Origin of the sequence: Streptomyces sp. NPDC048603 (assembly GCF_043199475.1) — a bacterium.
Classification (GTDB): Bacteria; Actinomycetota; Actinomycetes; order Streptomycetales; family Streptomycetaceae; genus Streptomyces.
Map to the genome: position 1 here is coordinate 116,738 of NZ_JBICVY010000019.1, position 16,748 is coordinate 133,485.

The following is a 16,748-nucleotide window of genomic DNA, read 5'->3' on the forward strand; positions in this document are numbered from 1 at the left end:
CCGGAGGACCGAAGGAGCGGGCCATGGGCGAGATCAGCATCGAGCGACAGCACCTTGACCACCTGCTGGCCGACAGCGCGAGCACGTACGGAGCCCCCTACCAGCGGGCCTTCGCCGAGCTCGCCGACGCGCTCCGCGGCCGGCCCGTCGCCGAGATCATTCCGCTGCTCCGCCGGGCCGCCGACGAGGCACTGCTCGGCTTCACGGGTGCGGACCTGCGGGACCAGGCAGAAGCCATCAGCGCGGGCCGGCCCTACGTTTTGCGGGTCACGGTCGCCTGACCGTACTTCCGCCGGCGGAGTGGGCGGGTCGGCTCGGTCGACCCGCCGATACAACAGCTCCGCTTGCGTCCCCTTGCCAGGGACGGCGGTCAGATGCCGAGGTGAGGACCGGTGGCGATCTTGGACCTCCGCGTCAGTGCGTTTCTCACTTGAACGCGACTTCCAGCCGTTGGAGGAACTCGCCGAACGTCTCCTCGAAGTCCCGCTGCCTACGCGTCAAAATCCCGGTCACGACGTTCCACCTCTGTGGATCGGTGCCGCACAGCTTGAAGAAGGCTTCCGCCGCCAGGTCCTGCTCGAAGTCGCTGAGAACGATGTGGGCACGGACCTGCGCCACCAGGGCGTCGGTGCGGTGACGGGATTTGATGATCGCGTACTCGACCTGGTCGAAGAACGCCCCCCGGTGATCCCTGACGGCGTCGAGCCAGGTCTGCATGACCGCCGCGGGGTTGTCGTGTTCGTCGAGTTCCTCGTCGCTCAGGACGCGGGGCACCGGGTCGTCCTTCTCCGGGCTGATCGTCGCCAGGTGGCGGGCTGCCGCTTCCTTCAGCCAGGTCGGAACGTCGTCGTCGGCGACCAGCCATCGCACCTCAACAGTGTGGAGGTCCTCCAGTACCTCAAGGGCCAGCCGACGATCAAGGTATGTGTTTGCGGCGAGGGCGGCGAGTGCGCTGATGCGGTGGTCGTCGCTGAGTAGCCGTTTCGGGGGAACTGGTTCATCCCCGTCGAAGCCCGAGCGGCGTTCCACCGCGGTCGGCTCGGCCAGCCCGATCACAGTCGCCCAGATCTTGGCGAGGTCCTTCCCGTCGGCACTGGTCAGGGCCAGTGCGTGGGCCAGCGAGGTTGCTTCGTGGTCGCGAAGGCGCCGAAGCGCGGTCACCTGTAGGAGCCGGCCGCGCCGCAGGCAGTCGACGCTCGCCTCGTGGAGCTGTTCCACGGCCATCTCGCGCAGCCGAGGATGCCGGTTGACGCGGTCGCTGATGTGCCGCAGACGGGCGCGCTGGCTGGACTGCGGCTTGGCCAGGTCCGCCCACTCGCCCATGGACACGGCCGCCCCGCACGCGGCAAGGACGTCATCGGAGAGCTGCGCGGTGTCCACATGATCCAGAAGGGTGTGCTGGACGGATTTGCCGTACTTGGGGTCCTTCACCAGGGCGGGCCACCGTTCCGGGCACCTCTCTAGGATCAGGGCGACCATCCCGTAGGCGGGCCATCGAGCGGGTCCGAAGTGCTGGTCTGCCGTCTCCCGCTCGTGATCGGCGACAAAGTCGTTCAGTTGGGCGGTGGCACAGGTCAGCGCACGCTCCAGGATTGCGTCGAACAGGAACCCAGGTACCGAGGGAAGGTCGTAGGACTCCTCCGGGTGGGGGCTGCCGGACGCCAGCAGGATCCCCATGAGTTCATTGAGGTCGCGTGCCTCCACGAGTTCGGTGACCACGTCGCGATGCCGATCGTGTCGTGCGAGAGCAGCCACCAGCTCGCCGTTGACGGCGTGATGGCGAAGCACCGCAGGAACGTCCGGCCCGCCCACCACGCCTTGGCGGATCAGCTTGGGAACCGCGCTGCCCGACTCCGCGATCAACCGATTCCGAAGGCTCTGCTCATCGACCCTGCGAAACAACGCAGGCAGAGCCCGAGCGAACTCCTTCTCCTGCCAACCGGGATCGAAGCCCTCCGGACCGGGCACCAGCCCCTCCACCACCGCCTCGAACGCGGCCGACGGCAGATCCTCCCTTCGGGCAAGTCGAACCCACATCCGATACTCCGTCTTGTTCACCGCCATGCTTCGCCCTCCCTGACAGTCCGGCACTGCGACAGCACGTTATGCCGCGCATGCCCCGGCGCGGGCAGGCATCGAAGAACCTCCGGCGACCCCCGGTCAGGCCGGTTGGTGGAGGAGCCGCCAGACGCCTCCTGGGATGAGTACCTGCCCGGATCGCAGACGTGTCCGGATTCGTATGGTCCGGGGCCGCCTCAGCGGACGCCCTCTTACCGGCTCGCCCCTCTGCCCGTACGCTCCGCCGATGACCAAGAAGAGCCGTCGTTCCCCGAACCGGCAGCCGCGCGGCCCGCGGGCTACCGCGCTGCGTTCCGACCGGCCCACGTTCACCCCAGGCCGTTTCGGGTCAGGCACGACCGAGGCCGCCGGAAGGATCCTTGCTCTGGCCCCGCCAGACGCCCTGATCGAGCTGGCGCTGCCGTTCCTGCTTTGCACCATCCAAGTAGGAAAACGCGCCAACGTGTGTGTCGACTCCGTCCTCACTCTCCACCATGCCTACCAACTCCTGGGCCTGGACAGCGAGGTGTGGCCGGTGACGCTGGAGGTCCTCACACCGTCCGGCACCCCCAAGGCCTCGTACGGCAGGAAGGACCCCTATTGGGAGGGCAGCAGCTTTTATGGCCACTGCCTGGTTGAGCTGCCCGGTCGCACCGTGGACCCGACCATCCAGCAGTTCCCCGAGCTCACCCGGCAAGGAGACGGCCCTTTTGTCGGCCGCACGGTCGACTCCAGCGATCCCGGCGCCCGCAGTCGCCCCGGGGCGATCATCTACGGGCAGCGCGGTGACGTGATGGTCCGGTACACAGTGTGCAGCGCCGAAGCCCGCGAGACGATGATCAGCGGCCACCCGATGATGACCAGCCCCGACCCGGTCCATCAGCGCAGCGCGGTCATGTTGGCGACGCTTTTGATGGATGCACTGCGCAGCGAGGGGATAGTCGAGCGGGCCCGCGAGGTTCCGCATCAGCGGGTGGTGGAGTTGCTGGACGTGATCGGTGATGCGCCGATGGAGAACCGGCCGGTTGCCGGCGGGGGCATGGGCGACCTGTGGTTCAACATGCCCGACGGGCAGGGAGGCATGGTGCCCCGGCACTTGGACGAGCTGCTGCAGTAACCCGTCTACGGGGGCTGCTGCGGCAGTAGCGTTGCTGAGCAGTGGGCAGCCACACAAGGTCGGAACACCTCCGCCCGCCGGTCTGTGATGTGCCGCCACTGGAGTGGGGGCCAGTGTCTGTACCCGCTCGGGCTGGCGGCGGGCGTCCGACAAGATCGCGAACACGGGGTTCTAGCCGGGGCGTCTTCCGGCCCTCACGGGCCCGGGCGGGTCTCCTCGCCACGGTCCTTCGTCCACGTCTTCACCACGATGAGTTGTCCAGCAGCGGTCTCCTCCAGCAGCACTGGATCCGCACGTCCGCCCGGCTGCCGTAGCGGCCGATGAACCCCCTGAACTTCCGCTCGGCGGTTGCGTCGCTGTCCCAGGTGCCGGTGACGGCGGGGGAGGACGGCGGCCCGAAGCGCAGCCTGACGTGAAACGGCACATGCGGATCATGAGCGGTCGGCCTCTCTGCTGCAAAACCATGCGAGCGCGGCGATCCGTTCCCGTCCTCCGGTCCCCTCACCACCCGCTGTGAGGTCGGCACGCCCCGTTATCGAAAAGATGTGGTGGTATGCGGGTTACTGTCCCTGCACGCAAGTTCCCTTCAGGGGGGAGCACCACATGCACGTCGTCGAATCCGAAGCCCGCCTTGGGCGCGCCCGGTGTCACGCCCGGGCCCGGACGGACTCACAACCCGCCAGACCGCCATCGTGACGTTCATTGACCAGGCCGTCGCCTGCCAGGGCTACCCGCCCTCGATGAGGGAGATCGGCGAAGGCGTCCACCTCCGGAGCACCTCCTCCGTCGCGCACCAGCTCCTGGCGCTGGAGAAGAAGGGCGTGCTCTACCGCGACCCGCACCAACCCCGCGCCTACCGCGTCCGGCGCGGCACGCCCGCCGACCACTTCGGCACCTCGGCCGACACGGCGGAGGCCGTCGAGGTGCCGCTCGTCGGCCGCATCGCCGCCAGCGCGCTGGACGGCGAGGCCACGGTCAAACGCCTGCGCCGCGAGAACGGCCAGGTCTGGCTCATCCCGCACAACGCGGCCTACCAGCCGATCCCCGGCGACGGCGCAGCTATTCTCGGCAAGGTGGTCGCCGTCCTGCGCGCGCTCTGACCAGAGCGCCTCACGCCGCCGGCAGGGCCTTCCGCGAAGCGGCGTACGCACACGGCTCCCTCACGAGCCGGCAGGAACGCCGGCCCTTACCAGCACGACGACGGGACCCCACTTGACCCAGATGCCCGGAGCACGCGTGCCGGGACGGACCTGGACGGTCCGCCTCACCGGCCACACCGATCACACCGTGTCCGTCACCTGCAGCACCGCCGCGTGCCGGATGCCGCCCCGCTCGAAGGACGCTGCGAGCATGCGGCGCTTCGCCGCGGAGCACGCCAAAGCCCACGGACGCCTCGCAGGCGCCCGCCCCAACGCCGCCTGCAGCTGCGGCAGCGCCCAGTGCGCCCTCCACGAAACCCGCGTCCACTGCGCTGGCCCCAGCCTTCTGGTCCTCGTCCACAACCCTGCCGTAGGCCAGGTCTGGACCCTGGCCGATGTCTGCCAGGCCTGCGCCCGGAACATCCCGCACATCACCATCCTGGCCACGGGCAAGCCCGCACTCCCCACCCCCGCGGCCCCAGCCCTGGAGCAGCCGACGCAGCGCGCTGCGGTGCCGGGCGGCTTCTCCTCACCGGAGGCCGCTCCCGATCCATCACCGGGGCGCCGCCGACCCCACCGCGCCCACCGGCAGCGCCGCTCGGGAAGCTGAGCCCGACGGGCCCAGCCGCCGAGTCGTCGCAGCGGAGACGGACGCTCGGGGTGCGGCTCACGTGGGCAATGGGGGTCAGGTTCGGGTCACGCCTTAGCCGGTGTCGTTGAGGGCGGCCGTCCAGACCTCCTGGTTGAACCACTTGGTGATGTCCGGCTGCATCGCGGTTATGGCGGCCATCCGGGCCTGCCAGTCGGTGCCGGTGGGTCGCTCGTCCTGCCAGCCGGTGCAGCCGTCCTCGCCGTGGATGTCCCCGGCCATCCAGGCGTTGACGACGACGATGACGCTGTAGAGGTCGCCGCCGCTCTCCTCCAGGGCATCGGGCACGCCTCCGAGGATCAGCGCGAGCTCCGGGTTGTCGACTGGAGGCATCGGCGCACGCCCGACCTGGCCGGGAGCGCTGCTGTCCTCGGCGGCCTGCCGCTGCTGGGCGATGCTGGCCGCGAGGTCGGCCGGGTCGAAGTACCGCGAGGCGAAGCGCTCCTGGATCCCGAGCCGCTCGGCGGCGGTGCGGATGTTCCGTTCGATGTAGGGAGCGACGGCGTCTGCAAGCTCGCCCGGACAGGCTCTAGTCGTTCACACCCAGGACGGTGCGCGCACAGCTGACGAATGTGTCCAGGGCCTCTTTGTGCTCCCGCCAGGACTGGGTGAGCAAGGGACCTATCTCAGGTTCCAAGCAGTCGTTGAGCAGAGCCAACGCCTGCCCTGAGTCCAGGGTCGTGAGTCGGTCGAGGGCTGCAGACGCCGCATCGTGCACCTCCATCATGTTCGTCTCATCGGCTGCATAAGCGGCGCGGAAGGCGTCCAGGGCCTCCACCGCCCGGCGGGCGTCGTGGTATTCCGGCATCCAGGAACGGACGCTGGTCAGCTGCGTGTGAAGCCGGTATGCCTCTCCTCGTTGGCTAGCAAGGAGCTGAAGGCCTTGCGCCGCTGCCAGAACGCGGGAGGACGCGTCGGTGAGGGGGGCGGGAGCGACAAGCTGGACCACTCCCCAGGCGTCAAGGAGTTCGTCGTAGGAGGGCGTGGAGTCCGAGTCGGGCTCCCGGTACATCGTGTGCAGAACTCGGCCGAGCACCCTGTCGGCGCGGATCAGGTTCCTGGCTGCGCTGATCCGCTGCTCGCGCAGAGCAGCGGCTTGGGCCTCGGCTGCGGTGTGCTCGGCCTGTTCCCGGACTGCTTGGAGGGTTGCTGTCGCAGCCGTCTTCGCTGCCTTCTCCGCGGCCGCGGCCTGTGCGACTCCTCCGCGGGCTTGGACCCAGGCGCCGAGCCAGGCTCCGGCGAAGGTGAACACAATGGGGAGGAGCGCGAGTATGAGCGTCTGGTGTTCTTTGAGGAAGTCGATCACGCCCTGATCTTCCCCTGCTGAACGTCTCCTCCGGAGGCCATCAACCCTGTCTCAGGCCCTTTAGCCCTATACCTCGTCGCGGTGCTGGCCTCGGGTGTGCTCCCGGCGCTCTTCCCCGGGCCGCAGTACCCACTGCAGCTGGAGGAACGCGGCCGTCTCGTCCTTGAACTCCATGTGCACGCCGTACTTGAGCGCCGGCGGGTTCTTGCGGATGCTGTAGCGGGCGGCGGTGACGGCGCCGGCCGACATGGCGGCATGGGCGAGGAGCAGCTCGATGTCGCCGACGCGGACCGGTCCGGAGGCCGGCAGGGTGGGCGCCGGGTCGAGATCGGGGACGGTGGGCCGGGACTCGGGGGTGGTCCGCACCGAGATCTGCCACCAGGCCTCTCCGCCGCTGGCGGTGCGGGTGACGACGCCGTAAGCCAGGCCGTCTCCCAGACCGCCTTCGGTCGCCCGGCCTTCCAGCCCGATGACGGGTTCCAGGGCGGCAAGGATGGCGTCGCGCAGCGCGATCGGTTCCACGGTGGGGGCTCCTTCGGGGATGCTTCCGCCGGACCAAGAAGGTCGGCGAACAGGGCCAACATGCCCACGACCGAATCTGTTCCGCAAGGATGTTCGGCCAGGTGAGCGGCTCCCGGCGGGTCGCGCAGCCAGGACGCGCACCGTGCCGATTCCAACGCCTTCGCGTGCCGCTCCTGGGGGCCGCGCCACGGCAGGGTCTCCTGGCCGCGCGACTGACCGTGCGGCCTCAGACCCGGTCCGGGGGGACGGGTACGCCCCGCAGCAGGCGCTGCGGACCCCAGTTGCTCAGACGCCGAAATCCGGGGGCGGATTGGGCCGAAAACGGGACCCGACCTGGCTCAAGCGTGAGGCGTTGATGGTATAGTTATCTCGTTGGTCGGCGGTGGCAGTCGGCCAACAAGCCGAATCCGTATCTCACTCCCCAGGGAGAGCTATGACCACGCCCAAGACGCAGGTCGCTACCTCCGACACCACAAAGAAGGAGGAAAAGCAGCCCGTAAAGCCGACCGCGAACTTCGCCGGAATTCACGCGGAGATCATCGACGCTCTGAATTTCGCCGAATTCGGAATTGCTCCGAAGGCTCAGCCGCCCGCGCAGCGCGGCGTGCTGATCGAGACCGGCCGGAACCGGATCGTCTTCAGCGCCCACGACTTCGACACGTCCGTGTCCGTCACGATCCCCGCTGCGACACCGCTCGCGAAGGGCTCCTCGCTCCTCGACTTCCCCGAGCTGAAGAAGACCCTCGCAGCCATGGTCGCCGGAGAGACCAAGGCTGTGGCCGCCCGGACCCGCATCTCGCTCGACGGAGACCTGCTGGCCACCGAACACCTCACGGTGCCCGTCACCACGCACGACATCCACGAGTACACCAAGCCGCTCGACGCCGTGCCCGCCATGGCAACCATGGACGCCCAGACCTTCCTCCGCCAGCTCAACCGCGTGCTGCCCGCGGCATGCCGCGACGCCACGCTGCCGGCGCTCAACGGCATCCACATCACCCTCGACGGCGAGACCCTTGCCTTGGCGGCCACCGACCGATACCGCCTCGCCGTCGCGGAAATCCCTGTCACCTCCACTGCAACGCCGTCAGACAAACCGCTGGCAGCGCTCATCCCCGTCGATGCTCTCTTTGCGCTGGCCAAGCGGCTGAAGGCCCACGACGGCCCCGTGGGCATCGGCATCCTCGAAGACGACCACGCCGACGGGGCGCCCGTAGCCAACTGGCCCGTCGCCCGCGCCACGCTATCGCTGGGCGCCGTCACGGTCACCATGCGCTCGCTGGACGGCGGTTTCCCCAGGTACCGGAGGCTGTTCCCCAAGGTCCGCGAGACGTCGGTCCAGCTCGACCGGGCCACGACCGTCCGGGCGGTGAAGAAGTGCCAGGCCATCCTGACCGCCAAGGGCCTCAGGAACGTGCCCGCGATGTTCGCCTGGGACGCCGACGGCAACCTCACGCTCGCCCCCCAGCTGGACACGGCTGAAGGCACGGCCCGCACCAAGGGCATGCCCGTCCCGATGACGATCACTCACGGCACCGGCGAAGGACTACGCGGAGGCATCGCCGCGTTCAACCCGGGCTTCCTGCTGGACGCGCTCGCCGCCTTCACCGGCGACACCGTGACGCTGCACCTCGGCGAGATGAAGGACGGGCAGATCAGCAAGCCCGGACTCTTCACCGAGGGATCCGAGATGGCGGGTGACGGATACAAGCACCTGCTGATGCACATCCTCCTCGCCTGACCGACCGGCAGCACGCGGGGGTGGGGTCCACGGCCCCGCCCCCGCCCCGCCCGGCGGGGAGTGCCCCTGCCCGTGGAAGGTCTTGTCTCGGCCCGGCCGCGGCAGGGCGCCCGCTCTGCGGCGCAGGCGCCTCGGCGCGCACCCCGCCCCGGGCCGGGACTCGTCTCCAGCCCGCACCGCTGGCCCACGGCCGGCAGGGACTGCACCCCGGCCCGCGACAGTTGGCGCGCTTCCGCTGATGCAGTCCGCCGTACGGGCCGACCAGGCCTCAATGTGAGCGCGCCGCCGAGGCGACGCCGCTCCGGCACCTGTCGCATCGGGCCCTCGTTCACCGGTCTGCCCGACCGGCTCCGATTCACCCACAGGAGTGAATTTCCCCCTCGTGTACGCGGGCGGGGATCTGGCGGTGTGCCACCAACTACCGGCCGAAAAAAGGCCATTGACAATAAAAGGGATCTTTCGTCATCTTTCAGGCGTGGCTCCAGACGGGGGCCCGGAGAGGAGTTCGTGATGGGCAAGCAGCGGGAGTTCTACGACGAGCAGGCGGCGGCCGCGAGGCTCGGAGTCCCGGTGGCCGCATGGCGGTGGGCGGCAGGGTCCGGACTGGTCCCGCCTGCGGATGCGGGGCCGGGGCAGTGGTCGCGGTCCGCGGTCGAGGCAGTGGACGCGGAAGGCGTCCGCGCGGCGCTGCGCGGGCCGATGGGCGCAGGGCAGGCGGCGGACCGGCTGACCGAGGCCCTGGGTGAGCCGCTGCCGCGCTGCCGGACGCGGGTGACGGCCGCGGCGGTCGGCCACCTGGTGAAGGCGGGTCTGTTGGTCTGGCTCGGAGGGGAAGCGGCGTGCCCCGACGTCCACCCGGACCAGGTGGCCGCCCTCGCCCGCCGCCGCGACCTGCCGGCGCTGCTCGACCGCCACGTCCCCCTGGGCCCGGACCAGGCCGCGGTCCGGCTTGGCGTGCGCCGAGTCGATTATGACCAGATTGTCAGGCTTGGATGGATTTCCCCCGTGGGCTCCGTGACGATCGACTACAAGTCCCACGGCGGCCGGACCAGGGTCCCCCTGTACTCGGGGGTCGATCTCGCCCTGCTCCCCGTCCTGCGGCCCGGAGTCGACTGGGAAGCGCTGCGCACCGTGGCCGCGGGCCGCCGCTCACCGCTCGCGGGCCTCGTGTCGGTCACCCCGGGGCTGGACATGGTGCTGCTGGCGGAGGTGGCGAGGATCGCCCGAGTGGGCCGGGCCGCGGTGGTGAACTGGCGCCGGAGGCACCCCGACTTCCCGCGCCCGGTGGGCGGGACGGACACCCACCCGGAGTTCGACCGCCGCGCAGTGGCCGCTTGGCTCCTCGACCACGACAAGATCGAGATCCCTTCGCAGATGCCGCCGGCCATGCTGCTCCTCGACGGTGCCGAAGGCGTGACCAGGCTCCGCCTCGACGGCCCGCTGCTGATCCTGGCGGACAACGCTGAAGAGGAGGACCAGCTGTCGGGCTGGACGACCGACGACGACGCCGACGTGCTGGCCGAGCTGACAGCCGGGACGTTCGGAGCGTCACTGCGCCGACTGGCCGTGCCTGGCGCGGATCCGCTGGCGGTGCCCGGCGAAGTGCGGGTCATCGACCGGTTCAGGACCGGATCGGGCGGGTTGAAGGTGACCCTGGCGTGGCCGGCCGCCCTCCGGGGCGCCGCCTCGGACCGGCAGGCGGGCGGAGTGGTGCGCCACGGGCTGGCATACGCGGGATCGGGAGAGGCCTGTGCGTGCAAGCGCCACGCCTGCGGCGGCGTCATCCCCGTCGCCTGGTGCGAAGAGCATGGGAGGTCTGCCGAGCCGGTCCTGGAGTGGCACCCGGGCGGAGGAATCCGGTGCTTGCATCTGGCCCGTAGCCGGAGCGCTGCCGCCGCAGGCGCCGGATCCGGGGTCTGATCAGACGGTGACCGGAGGCCTGGGGGCCTGGTGGAGAGACCGGGCCCCCGCCCGCCGCCGGCGGATCCGGTCGGCGCTGACGCAGGCGACTTCAGCTGGCCAGAGAGGCGCATCAAGTCGCGAAGGTGATGTATGCATGCTATAGTTGTTTCATGGTTGGTGGTGGCAGCCGACCAGACCCGAAGACACGATCGAGAGGATCACAGATGACCATGGCGACGGCGGATCGGTACGACCCCGCACCCGGCCGCGAGTACCCGTTCTCCATCTCGGACATCGCACGCCAGGCGGTGAAGCTCCTCGGCGACGACTGGCACGCCGAGTCCGGCTACTGGGGCGTGACCGGCGAGATCGCCACCCTGGACGGCACCCGGTTCATCGTGGGCGTGGACCACGAGGGAGACCTCTACGTCCACGCGGACAAGAACGCCGAGCCGACCTTCCTCCTGGAGTACTTCGACTGCACCAGCTCCTCGGACGGCCTGGAGGAGGTCACCAAGCGCGTCGTCGCGGTGCTCCTCGATATGGCCTGACCGCGTCCCGCAGTCCCGCCCCGGGCACCAAGGCGTGCCCGGGGCCCGGCCCTTCGAAGGAGCCTTCATACGGTTCCTGATCACGGACGACCACGGAACCGTCCTCGCCACCGTCGAAGCGCCCCGGAGGGGGCGGTGTCCGTCGCTATTGAGCGGGAGGGCGAACCCGACCTGCTCTTCGCGTCAGCGGACCTGTGCAGGGACAGCAGTCGGTCCCGTACAGGTCAGGCGGGGTAGGACACACCAGTGTGGACGAGCTGTTGGGCATACACCCGCTCTGCCACCAGATAGGCAGGCGCAACAACGAACTGGATGGGCAGGTCGGCCTCGCAGGAGGCCCACGGCTTCTGCCAGGTCTCGTCGAGCGGCGCGCCGTGCGCGTACTCGAAGTCGAAGGCGAAGGGCATGCCAGTGTCCCTTGCACGCTTGCGCAGCCCGTTCGCCTTCTCACACAGCTGCGCTGCGGTGGTGGTGAGGGTGTCGTGGGGTGCAAGACCCGCTGCGTCCAGGACCGTGCGGGGGGTCGGTGTCGTGGCGCCGAACAGGGCGGCGGTCAGCTTGGCGATCTTGTGGTGCAGAGGCTCGGGCCGCAGTTGGCCTCCAAGCTTGATGGTGGCCTCTCTCGCGAAGGGGTGGACGTGCTGTTCGACGCAGGTCAGGTATTCGCGGGCGATGGCGAGGTGGTCGTTGGCGGCGGAGGGCGACGGCGTGGTCCGCCGGCGGCTGATCTCCTGGGCATGTAGATGCTCTTCGAGGTCGCGAAGGCGCTGTTGCAACCCGTTCAGGGTGCTCAGGAGGATGCGGTTGTCCCGTTCAAGGAGCGTGACCCGCCGGGCGATGTCGCTGTAGCGGGCGTCCCCCGAGGAGTAGAAGGGGTCGCTGGGTGGTGCGGCCTGGGCCGGAGTGTTGCTGAAGCCAGCCGCCGCGTACGGCAGCTGAGGTGAGCGTTCGTTCATGATGTGTGCCTCAGTAGTCGGAGGTGAAACGGATCGTGGTGGAGACTTCTTCGCCGCTCTTCTTGACGACGGCGCGCGCCTTGATCTGCGTCTCACCGAACCGGAGGTAGAGGTCGACACCGCGGTCCTTGTGAGCGAACTCCATGACCTTGCGCAGGTCCACCTGAATGCGGCCGACTGCTGTGCAGCCAGCGTCGGTGACGTAGCGAGGGTCGTCCTCGGTAGAGGAGTACAGCCTGATGCTGATGGCTGTAGTCGTCGGTTCAATGGGATCGAACACCCCGTGGCTCTCCTCGTCGGTGTCGATGAGGTCACCACGCGTGACGATCTTCGCGAACCGCTTCTTGCAGCGCTTTTTCCCGAAACTGTCAAAATGGTGCAGCTCTTCTGGGTCCACGCCTTCCGCGAACTCATCGGCGATCTCAACTCCGTAGGTGAGGCGGCTTCGCCGGGCGCGGATGCGGGGTTCGTAGGCGAAGAGCGCGGCCCCGTGCAGGACCGCAGCGGCCGGGTCCGGCGGGACGAGGACCCGGGCGCGCTCACCGATGTGGCTGGTCACAGCGCTCTGGAGAAACCTGGAGGCGGCGAACCCGCCGACGAGCAGGATGAGCGGGCGGGGGCTGCCAGCTGGTGACACGTTCTCAGTGTCCTTGAGCTGCCCGTCGATCAGGTCCAGGATCTCGGGGACGACGGTGTCGAAGAGTTCTACCGCCTCCTTGACGGTGACGACGATCTGGTCATTCGTGCCGTCCTGCTTGCGGGTCAGGCGCTTGCGCACGGCAGCGCCCAGCGCGCGGTCGATGGCGGTGGGGATGTTCAAGAAGAACGGACTCGTCCGGTCCGCGGTGAAGTCCAGCTTCGACCGCTCCCACTGCTCGCAGAGGTCGAGAAAGGCCTCGGGACATCTCTCCTCAAGGCCGTCGACGATTTCGGCCTTGCCGAAGCGGTCGACCAGGAGCCGCTCACGGAACGCCCGGTTGATCGCCTCCGCACCGTACGGGCCTCCGGTGGGGATGCCCGTTTCAACCATCTGGCCCTCGGCGTCGTTCTCGTACGAGGTCAGGTCGACGGTGCCGCCACCGCAGTCCACGACCACGAACCGGCACCCCGGGGCCTGGAGGTCACTGTCGCCCTTCCCTTGCTCTCCGGGCACGTTGACGCCGCTGGTGCGGGCGTAGTGGGCGGCTGCCTCGGGTTCGATCGCCAGGACCAGCCGGCCGTCCTCGGCTGGCAGTCCGGCGCGGATCGCGCAGTCCCGCATGACCTGCTTCTGCTCGTCCGTCCAGATGGCCGGCACCGTGACGCACCAGCGGATGTCGTCAGGGCCGTAGCCCCAGCGGTGCGCTTCGTCCAATGCCCTGCGGTAGAGGCGCTGGAGATAGAGAGTGATGAGGGCTACGGACCGCTCCCGCGGAGGCAGGTCCTTGAGGTCGACGGATGCCCACAACCGCACCCCAGCCTCGTCTGGGTCTTCCCTGCGCCCGGCGAGAGCGGTGGCATCAGCGTCCGGCTGCGCCCATGCGACCTCGGGCTCGCTTACGTCCTGTTCGTCGTCCCAGTCCCCGTCATCCTCGGCATCGTCCAACACCTCCTCGTCCTCCAGCTCAGCCAGCGCTGCTGTCGGCGTAGGGCGGTGCATCAGACCCATCTTGAATCCGCTGAAGTACCGCGGTGCGTCAGCAGCGGGGCGCTGGGTACGTGCCTGGAACCGGGCCTCATATCCCCAGCCGGCGACGTCCTGCTCCCCATCGATCAGCAGGGCCGTCAGGTTTTTCGGGGACTCAACGGTTTGGCCCGGCCAGGCGGTCACCAGAGTGGGCTTCACCTCATCGACCCCTACCGAATTCTTTCCGACAAGGAGGGCAATCCCGGACCCGTATGTTCCGAAATCAATCCCTACGACCACTCGCGGGATGTGCAATTTATCTCCTGTGTGGGGTGAGGTTTTCTGAGGGCGCGCGGCCGCTCGTGGCGTGTACGATCTCGGATCCCGGCCCAAACCGGGCAATCCGGAGCCTTGCCGAAGGAAGAGAATCACCCGTACAGCCCAACGGGGGTGGGGATCGCCCCCATTTCAAGCCTGTTTGTGTACAGATCTGCGCAGGTCAGATCTGTACAGGGACCCCAGAACTCGAATGGTTAAAGTGATCGAATATATCGAGACGGGCGATAGGTCGGCACCGTCGACAGATCTAGATATCCAGTACGTGCCATCTCCTGAGCATGGAGCAGCCGCCTCGGGTAAGGCCTTGGAAAGTGGCGAGAGTGTCGATATCGAGGAGCGGCTTGTTCGGTATGGGAAAACTGTGCGTGCCAGGGATGCTCTCATTCTGGAAGCCCGGAAGTCAGGAATAAGCGAATCGCGTATCGCCAAGCTCATGGGGCACTCCCGGACCACAGTGAGGGCAGCCCTGGCGTCAGAACAGTGAGTCATGCGGGCGCACCTTCGAAGGCGGAGCGGTGGCCGGGTTCTCTATGGCGCCCGTGCTCCGGCCGAACGCCCCGGCCTGAACCGCTGGCGGAGGCCGCTCGGGCCGTCCCAGGCGTTCGCGGATTAGGTGAACAACGAGGGCCCTGGCTGCCCAGGTCGAGTACCTGGCAGGCAGGTGCGCCGACGTGCACGTTCTGTGAGACCTGCTCACCGGCCTCACCTCGTGAATCTTCGGCGCCCAGGTCCTCTTCAGCCGGCGTCGATGCCCTTCCATCCGTGCCCGAGTCCGCGGCGTCGCGGCCGGGACGCCGGTGTGGCGGCGCGCGCTGCCGGGGTGTTCAGGGCGCTGGTTACCTGGAGTACTGCTGCAGGGGGAAGGCCGGCGGAGACATCCCCGGAGGCGAGGACCCTGGCGTACGTCCCCGTCCCGTAGGCGGCCAGGGCCGCCGCGAGTGCCGCCGCGGCCGTGTCGGCCGGCCCCGTGCCCCAGCGGGGTTCGTCCTCAGAGGCGGGGGCCTGACGTGGCAGTTCACGACGGACGGCGAGGAGCGTGGCGAGGGCCTGGGCGCGGGCCGAGTCCATGGTCACGGTCAGCAGGGACGGGCCGAGCTGGTGGACGCGCGCGCTGAGGTTGTGCCCGGCGAGTGCCCCCGCAGCCCGGTGCTCAACACCGTGGGGGCGCTCGCCCGGCCGGCAGTACCGGGCGGGGCGGCCGCAGCCGGCACGCCCTCGACGCTCTCGCGGAGCGCGGCGACAACGGCCGGCACGACCTCCAGGAGTTCAGCGGCCTGCAGGCTCAGGCCGGACAGCGCCCCGGCAAGTACCTCCAGAGCGGTGGCCGCGTCCTCGAAGGCGCCCGCGCTCCATTCTTCCGGCCCGCTGGCGTCGGCGAGCGCGCACGCGGCGAGCACCGCGCGCTCTGCCAGTGGGTCAAGTCTGGAGGTGGAGTGCTGCATATTCCGCCCAACGAGTCCGGCCAGTGCGCGTGTTGCTGGCTGACCATGATCGCAGGGATCACCCGGGCCGGGCGCGCGACCGGGACTTTCGACCACACCCTGAGTGATGAATGCATGTTATTGTTGTCTTGTTGGTCGGTGGTGGCGGTCGGTCTTCGCCCGAATCCGTATCTCGCTCCGGGGAGTCACCTCGTGAAGAAGCCTGTTCTTTGCTGCGCCACCCATGTGTGGGCTGGCGATGTGGATAAGGCCACCGAGCACTACGCCGGTTACCAGGAGACCAGCGCGGCGCGGCTCGACAGGATCGCCGACCGGCTCGAAGCCCGCAACGTGGTTGGGGACTTGCAGGAGGCGAAGGAACTGCGCGAGAACGCCGCCGCCAACCGCGAGGACGCCACGCGGGCCCGCAGCGCCGCCGGCCGCGAGCACCTCCGCCGCACCGGTCTGTGGCTCACCTCCTCGTGTGCCGGCCAGACCGGCGCCGGGGCCTGACTGCGGGTGTTCTGCCCGCGCCCCGGAGTTTCTCCGGCCTCGTCGGGGGCGGTTGGATCGTGGTGTCGGAAGTGGCCGGGGGGTGGGGTGTTTTGACGGTGTGATAGTCGTGTGGGGGAGGCCCGGAAGGGCCTCTTCTTCTTTTTCAGGGGTGGTGCTCTATTCGATTAGCGACCGGGCTTTATTTCTCATCTCCATTCTATGACGTGTCATCAGATTCAGTGGGTGTGACGGTCCGTCCGTGAGGCGCGCGAGGAGCACCGGAGCAGAGCCCCGTGCGGTGGAGGAATAGAATTCAGAGCCCCAGGAATTCGACCGTAAGGTCGTCCCGGTATTCCGCCATGCTCCCACCCTCGTGAATCGGGAAGCACGTAACGGCGGCCCACCCCGGAAACGGCGCCCGGAAGGGCGCTGAAACCCCCTCAGGAAACGACACCGCCACCCCCGCCCCCGAACACCCCCACCCGTCCACCCGACACCCGCACACGCCCCCTCACACCCCCCGCAGGCCCGACAGGGGCCCACACCCCCAACCCAGCCTCCACCAACCCACCCACCAACCACCACACATGACACCAACCCCCAGACCCTAGCCACACCCCCACAACGAAACACCCCCGCACCCCCAAAGCCCCGAAGGGGCCCACACCACCCACCACCCCACCCGCCGGCAGGCGGGCCCCACCCCGCAACCAACACCCCATCAATTCCCGCAACGCGGGAATTAGAGAAAGCCTGAAAGGCTTTCAAAAACCCACCAACCAAGAATTGCCGAAAGGCAATACAAACCCGCCCAGCAAAACCCCCGAAGGGGGTTCACCCCCACCACCCCGAATTCCCCGAAGGGGAATTCCTGCGGAATTCCGCCGAAAGGCGGAATTCTTTGGAATTCCGAAAGGAATTCCCTGAAAGGCCGTCAGGCCTCCGC

At 68.6% G+C, this 16,748-nt stretch carries 17 protein-coding genes; 8 read left to right on the top strand and 9 right to left on the bottom strand.

Going from position 1 to position 16,748, the window contains the following annotated elements; translation table 11 throughout:
- Window positions 1-23: 23 nt before the first annotated feature.
- A complete protein-coding gene (locus ACGFQ9_RS35030; protein ID WP_393579601.1) occupies window positions 24-281 on the top strand; it encodes a hypothetical protein in 258 nt (85 codons plus the stop codon).
- A gap of 145 nt (window positions 282-426) precedes the next feature.
- Here ACGFQ9_RS35030 and ACGFQ9_RS35035 read toward each other — a convergent pair whose 3' ends face one another.
- Window positions 427-2,064 (bottom strand): hypothetical protein, encoded by a 1,638-nt coding sequence (locus ACGFQ9_RS35035; protein WP_393579603.1) that lies wholly within the window; start codon window positions 2,062-2,064, stop codon window positions 427-429.
- 241 nt (window positions 2,065-2,305) lie between these two features.
- On the opposite strand from ACGFQ9_RS35035, the gene ACGFQ9_RS35040 reads away from it, so the two are divergent.
- A complete protein-coding gene (locus tag ACGFQ9_RS35040) occupies window positions 2,306-3,175 on the top strand; it encodes a hypothetical protein (protein WP_393579605.1) in 870 nt (289 codons plus the stop codon).
- A 241-nt stretch (window positions 3,176-3,416) separates the two neighbouring features.
- On the opposite strand, the gene ACGFQ9_RS35045 is transcribed toward ACGFQ9_RS35040, so the two are convergent.
- On the bottom strand, window positions 3,417-3,599 hold the full coding sequence (locus ACGFQ9_RS35045; protein ID WP_393579606.1) for a hypothetical protein: 183 nt from the start codon (window positions 3,597-3,599) through the stop codon (window positions 3,417-3,419).
- Between the two features lie 139 nt (window positions 3,600-3,738).
- Between ACGFQ9_RS35045 and ACGFQ9_RS35050 the strand changes: the two genes are divergently transcribed.
- Window positions 3,739-4,275, top strand: coding sequence for a LexA family protein (locus ACGFQ9_RS35050; RefSeq protein WP_393579625.1), 537 nt, complete (start codon window positions 3,739-3,741; stop codon window positions 4,273-4,275).
- A gap of 136 nt (window positions 4,276-4,411) precedes the next feature.
- A complete protein-coding gene (locus ACGFQ9_RS35055; RefSeq protein ID WP_393579607.1) occupies window positions 4,412-4,924 on the top strand; it encodes a hypothetical protein in 513 nt (170 codons plus the stop codon).
- A 93-nt stretch (window positions 4,925-5,017) separates the two neighbouring features.
- Here the strand turns inward: ACGFQ9_RS35055 and ACGFQ9_RS35060 are convergent, their stop codons facing one another.
- The 3 genes from ACGFQ9_RS35060 to ACGFQ9_RS35070 form a co-directional block, all read right to left on the bottom strand.
- Window positions 5,018-5,296: a hypothetical protein gene (locus ACGFQ9_RS35060; RefSeq protein ID WP_393579608.1), complete on the bottom strand. Its 279-nt coding sequence runs from the start codon at window positions 5,294-5,296 to the stop codon at window positions 5,018-5,020.
- A 196-nt stretch (window positions 5,297-5,492) separates the two neighbouring features.
- On the bottom strand, window positions 5,493-6,269 hold the full coding sequence (locus tag ACGFQ9_RS35065) for a hypothetical protein (RefSeq protein ID WP_393579610.1): 777 nt from the start codon (window positions 6,267-6,269) through the stop codon (window positions 5,493-5,495).
- Between the two features lie 66 nt (window positions 6,270-6,335).
- Window positions 6,336-6,791, bottom strand: a complete 456-nt coding sequence (locus ACGFQ9_RS35070) for a hypothetical protein (protein ID WP_393579611.1) — start codon at window positions 6,789-6,791, stop codon at window positions 6,336-6,338.
- Window positions 6,792-7,224: 433 nt separating this feature from the next.
- Between ACGFQ9_RS35070 and ACGFQ9_RS35075 the strand changes: the two genes are divergently transcribed.
- From ACGFQ9_RS35075 to ACGFQ9_RS35085, 3 genes are all read left to right on the top strand, one after another.
- On the top strand, window positions 7,225-8,532 hold the full coding sequence (locus ACGFQ9_RS35075; RefSeq protein WP_393579612.1) for a hypothetical protein: 1,308 nt from the start codon (window positions 7,225-7,227) through the stop codon (window positions 8,530-8,532).
- Window positions 8,533-9,042: 510 nt separating this feature from the next.
- Window positions 9,043-10,452 carry a hypothetical protein gene (locus ACGFQ9_RS35080; protein ID WP_393579613.1) on the top strand — a complete coding sequence of 470 codons (1,410 nt, stop codon included), beginning with the start codon at window positions 9,043-9,045 and terminating at the stop codon, window positions 10,450-10,452.
- Window positions 10,453-10,658: 206 nt separating this feature from the next.
- Window positions 10,659-10,985: a hypothetical protein gene (locus ACGFQ9_RS35085; RefSeq protein ID WP_393579614.1), complete on the top strand. Its 327-nt coding sequence runs from the start codon at window positions 10,659-10,661 to the stop codon at window positions 10,983-10,985.
- A 224-nt stretch (window positions 10,986-11,209) separates the two neighbouring features.
- Here the strand turns inward: ACGFQ9_RS35085 and ACGFQ9_RS35090 are convergent, their stop codons facing one another.
- The 4 genes from ACGFQ9_RS35090 to ACGFQ9_RS35105 form a co-directional block, all read right to left on the bottom strand.
- Window positions 11,210-11,941 (bottom strand): hypothetical protein, encoded by a 732-nt coding sequence (locus ACGFQ9_RS35090; RefSeq protein WP_393579615.1) that lies wholly within the window; start codon window positions 11,939-11,941, stop codon window positions 11,210-11,212.
- Window positions 11,942-11,951: 10 nt separating this feature from the next.
- Window positions 11,952-13,766, bottom strand: coding sequence for a hypothetical protein (locus ACGFQ9_RS35095; protein WP_393579616.1), 1,815 nt, complete (start codon window positions 13,764-13,766; stop codon window positions 11,952-11,954).
- 855 nt (window positions 13,767-14,621) lie between these two features.
- Window positions 14,622-14,960: a hypothetical protein gene (locus tag ACGFQ9_RS35100; protein ID WP_393579618.1), complete on the bottom strand. Its 339-nt coding sequence runs from the start codon at window positions 14,958-14,960 to the stop codon at window positions 14,622-14,624.
- Between the two features lie 2 nt (window positions 14,961-14,962).
- Window positions 14,963-15,328, bottom strand: coding sequence for a hypothetical protein (locus ACGFQ9_RS35105; RefSeq protein ID WP_393579619.1), 366 nt, complete (start codon window positions 15,326-15,328; stop codon window positions 14,963-14,965).
- Between the two features lie 240 nt (window positions 15,329-15,568).
- Between ACGFQ9_RS35105 and ACGFQ9_RS35110 the strand changes: the two genes are divergently transcribed.
- On the top strand, window positions 15,569-15,820 hold the full coding sequence (locus tag ACGFQ9_RS35110) for a hypothetical protein (protein ID WP_393579621.1): 252 nt from the start codon (window positions 15,569-15,571) through the stop codon (window positions 15,818-15,820).
- The last annotated feature ends 928 nt before the right edge of the window (window positions 15,821-16,748 follow it).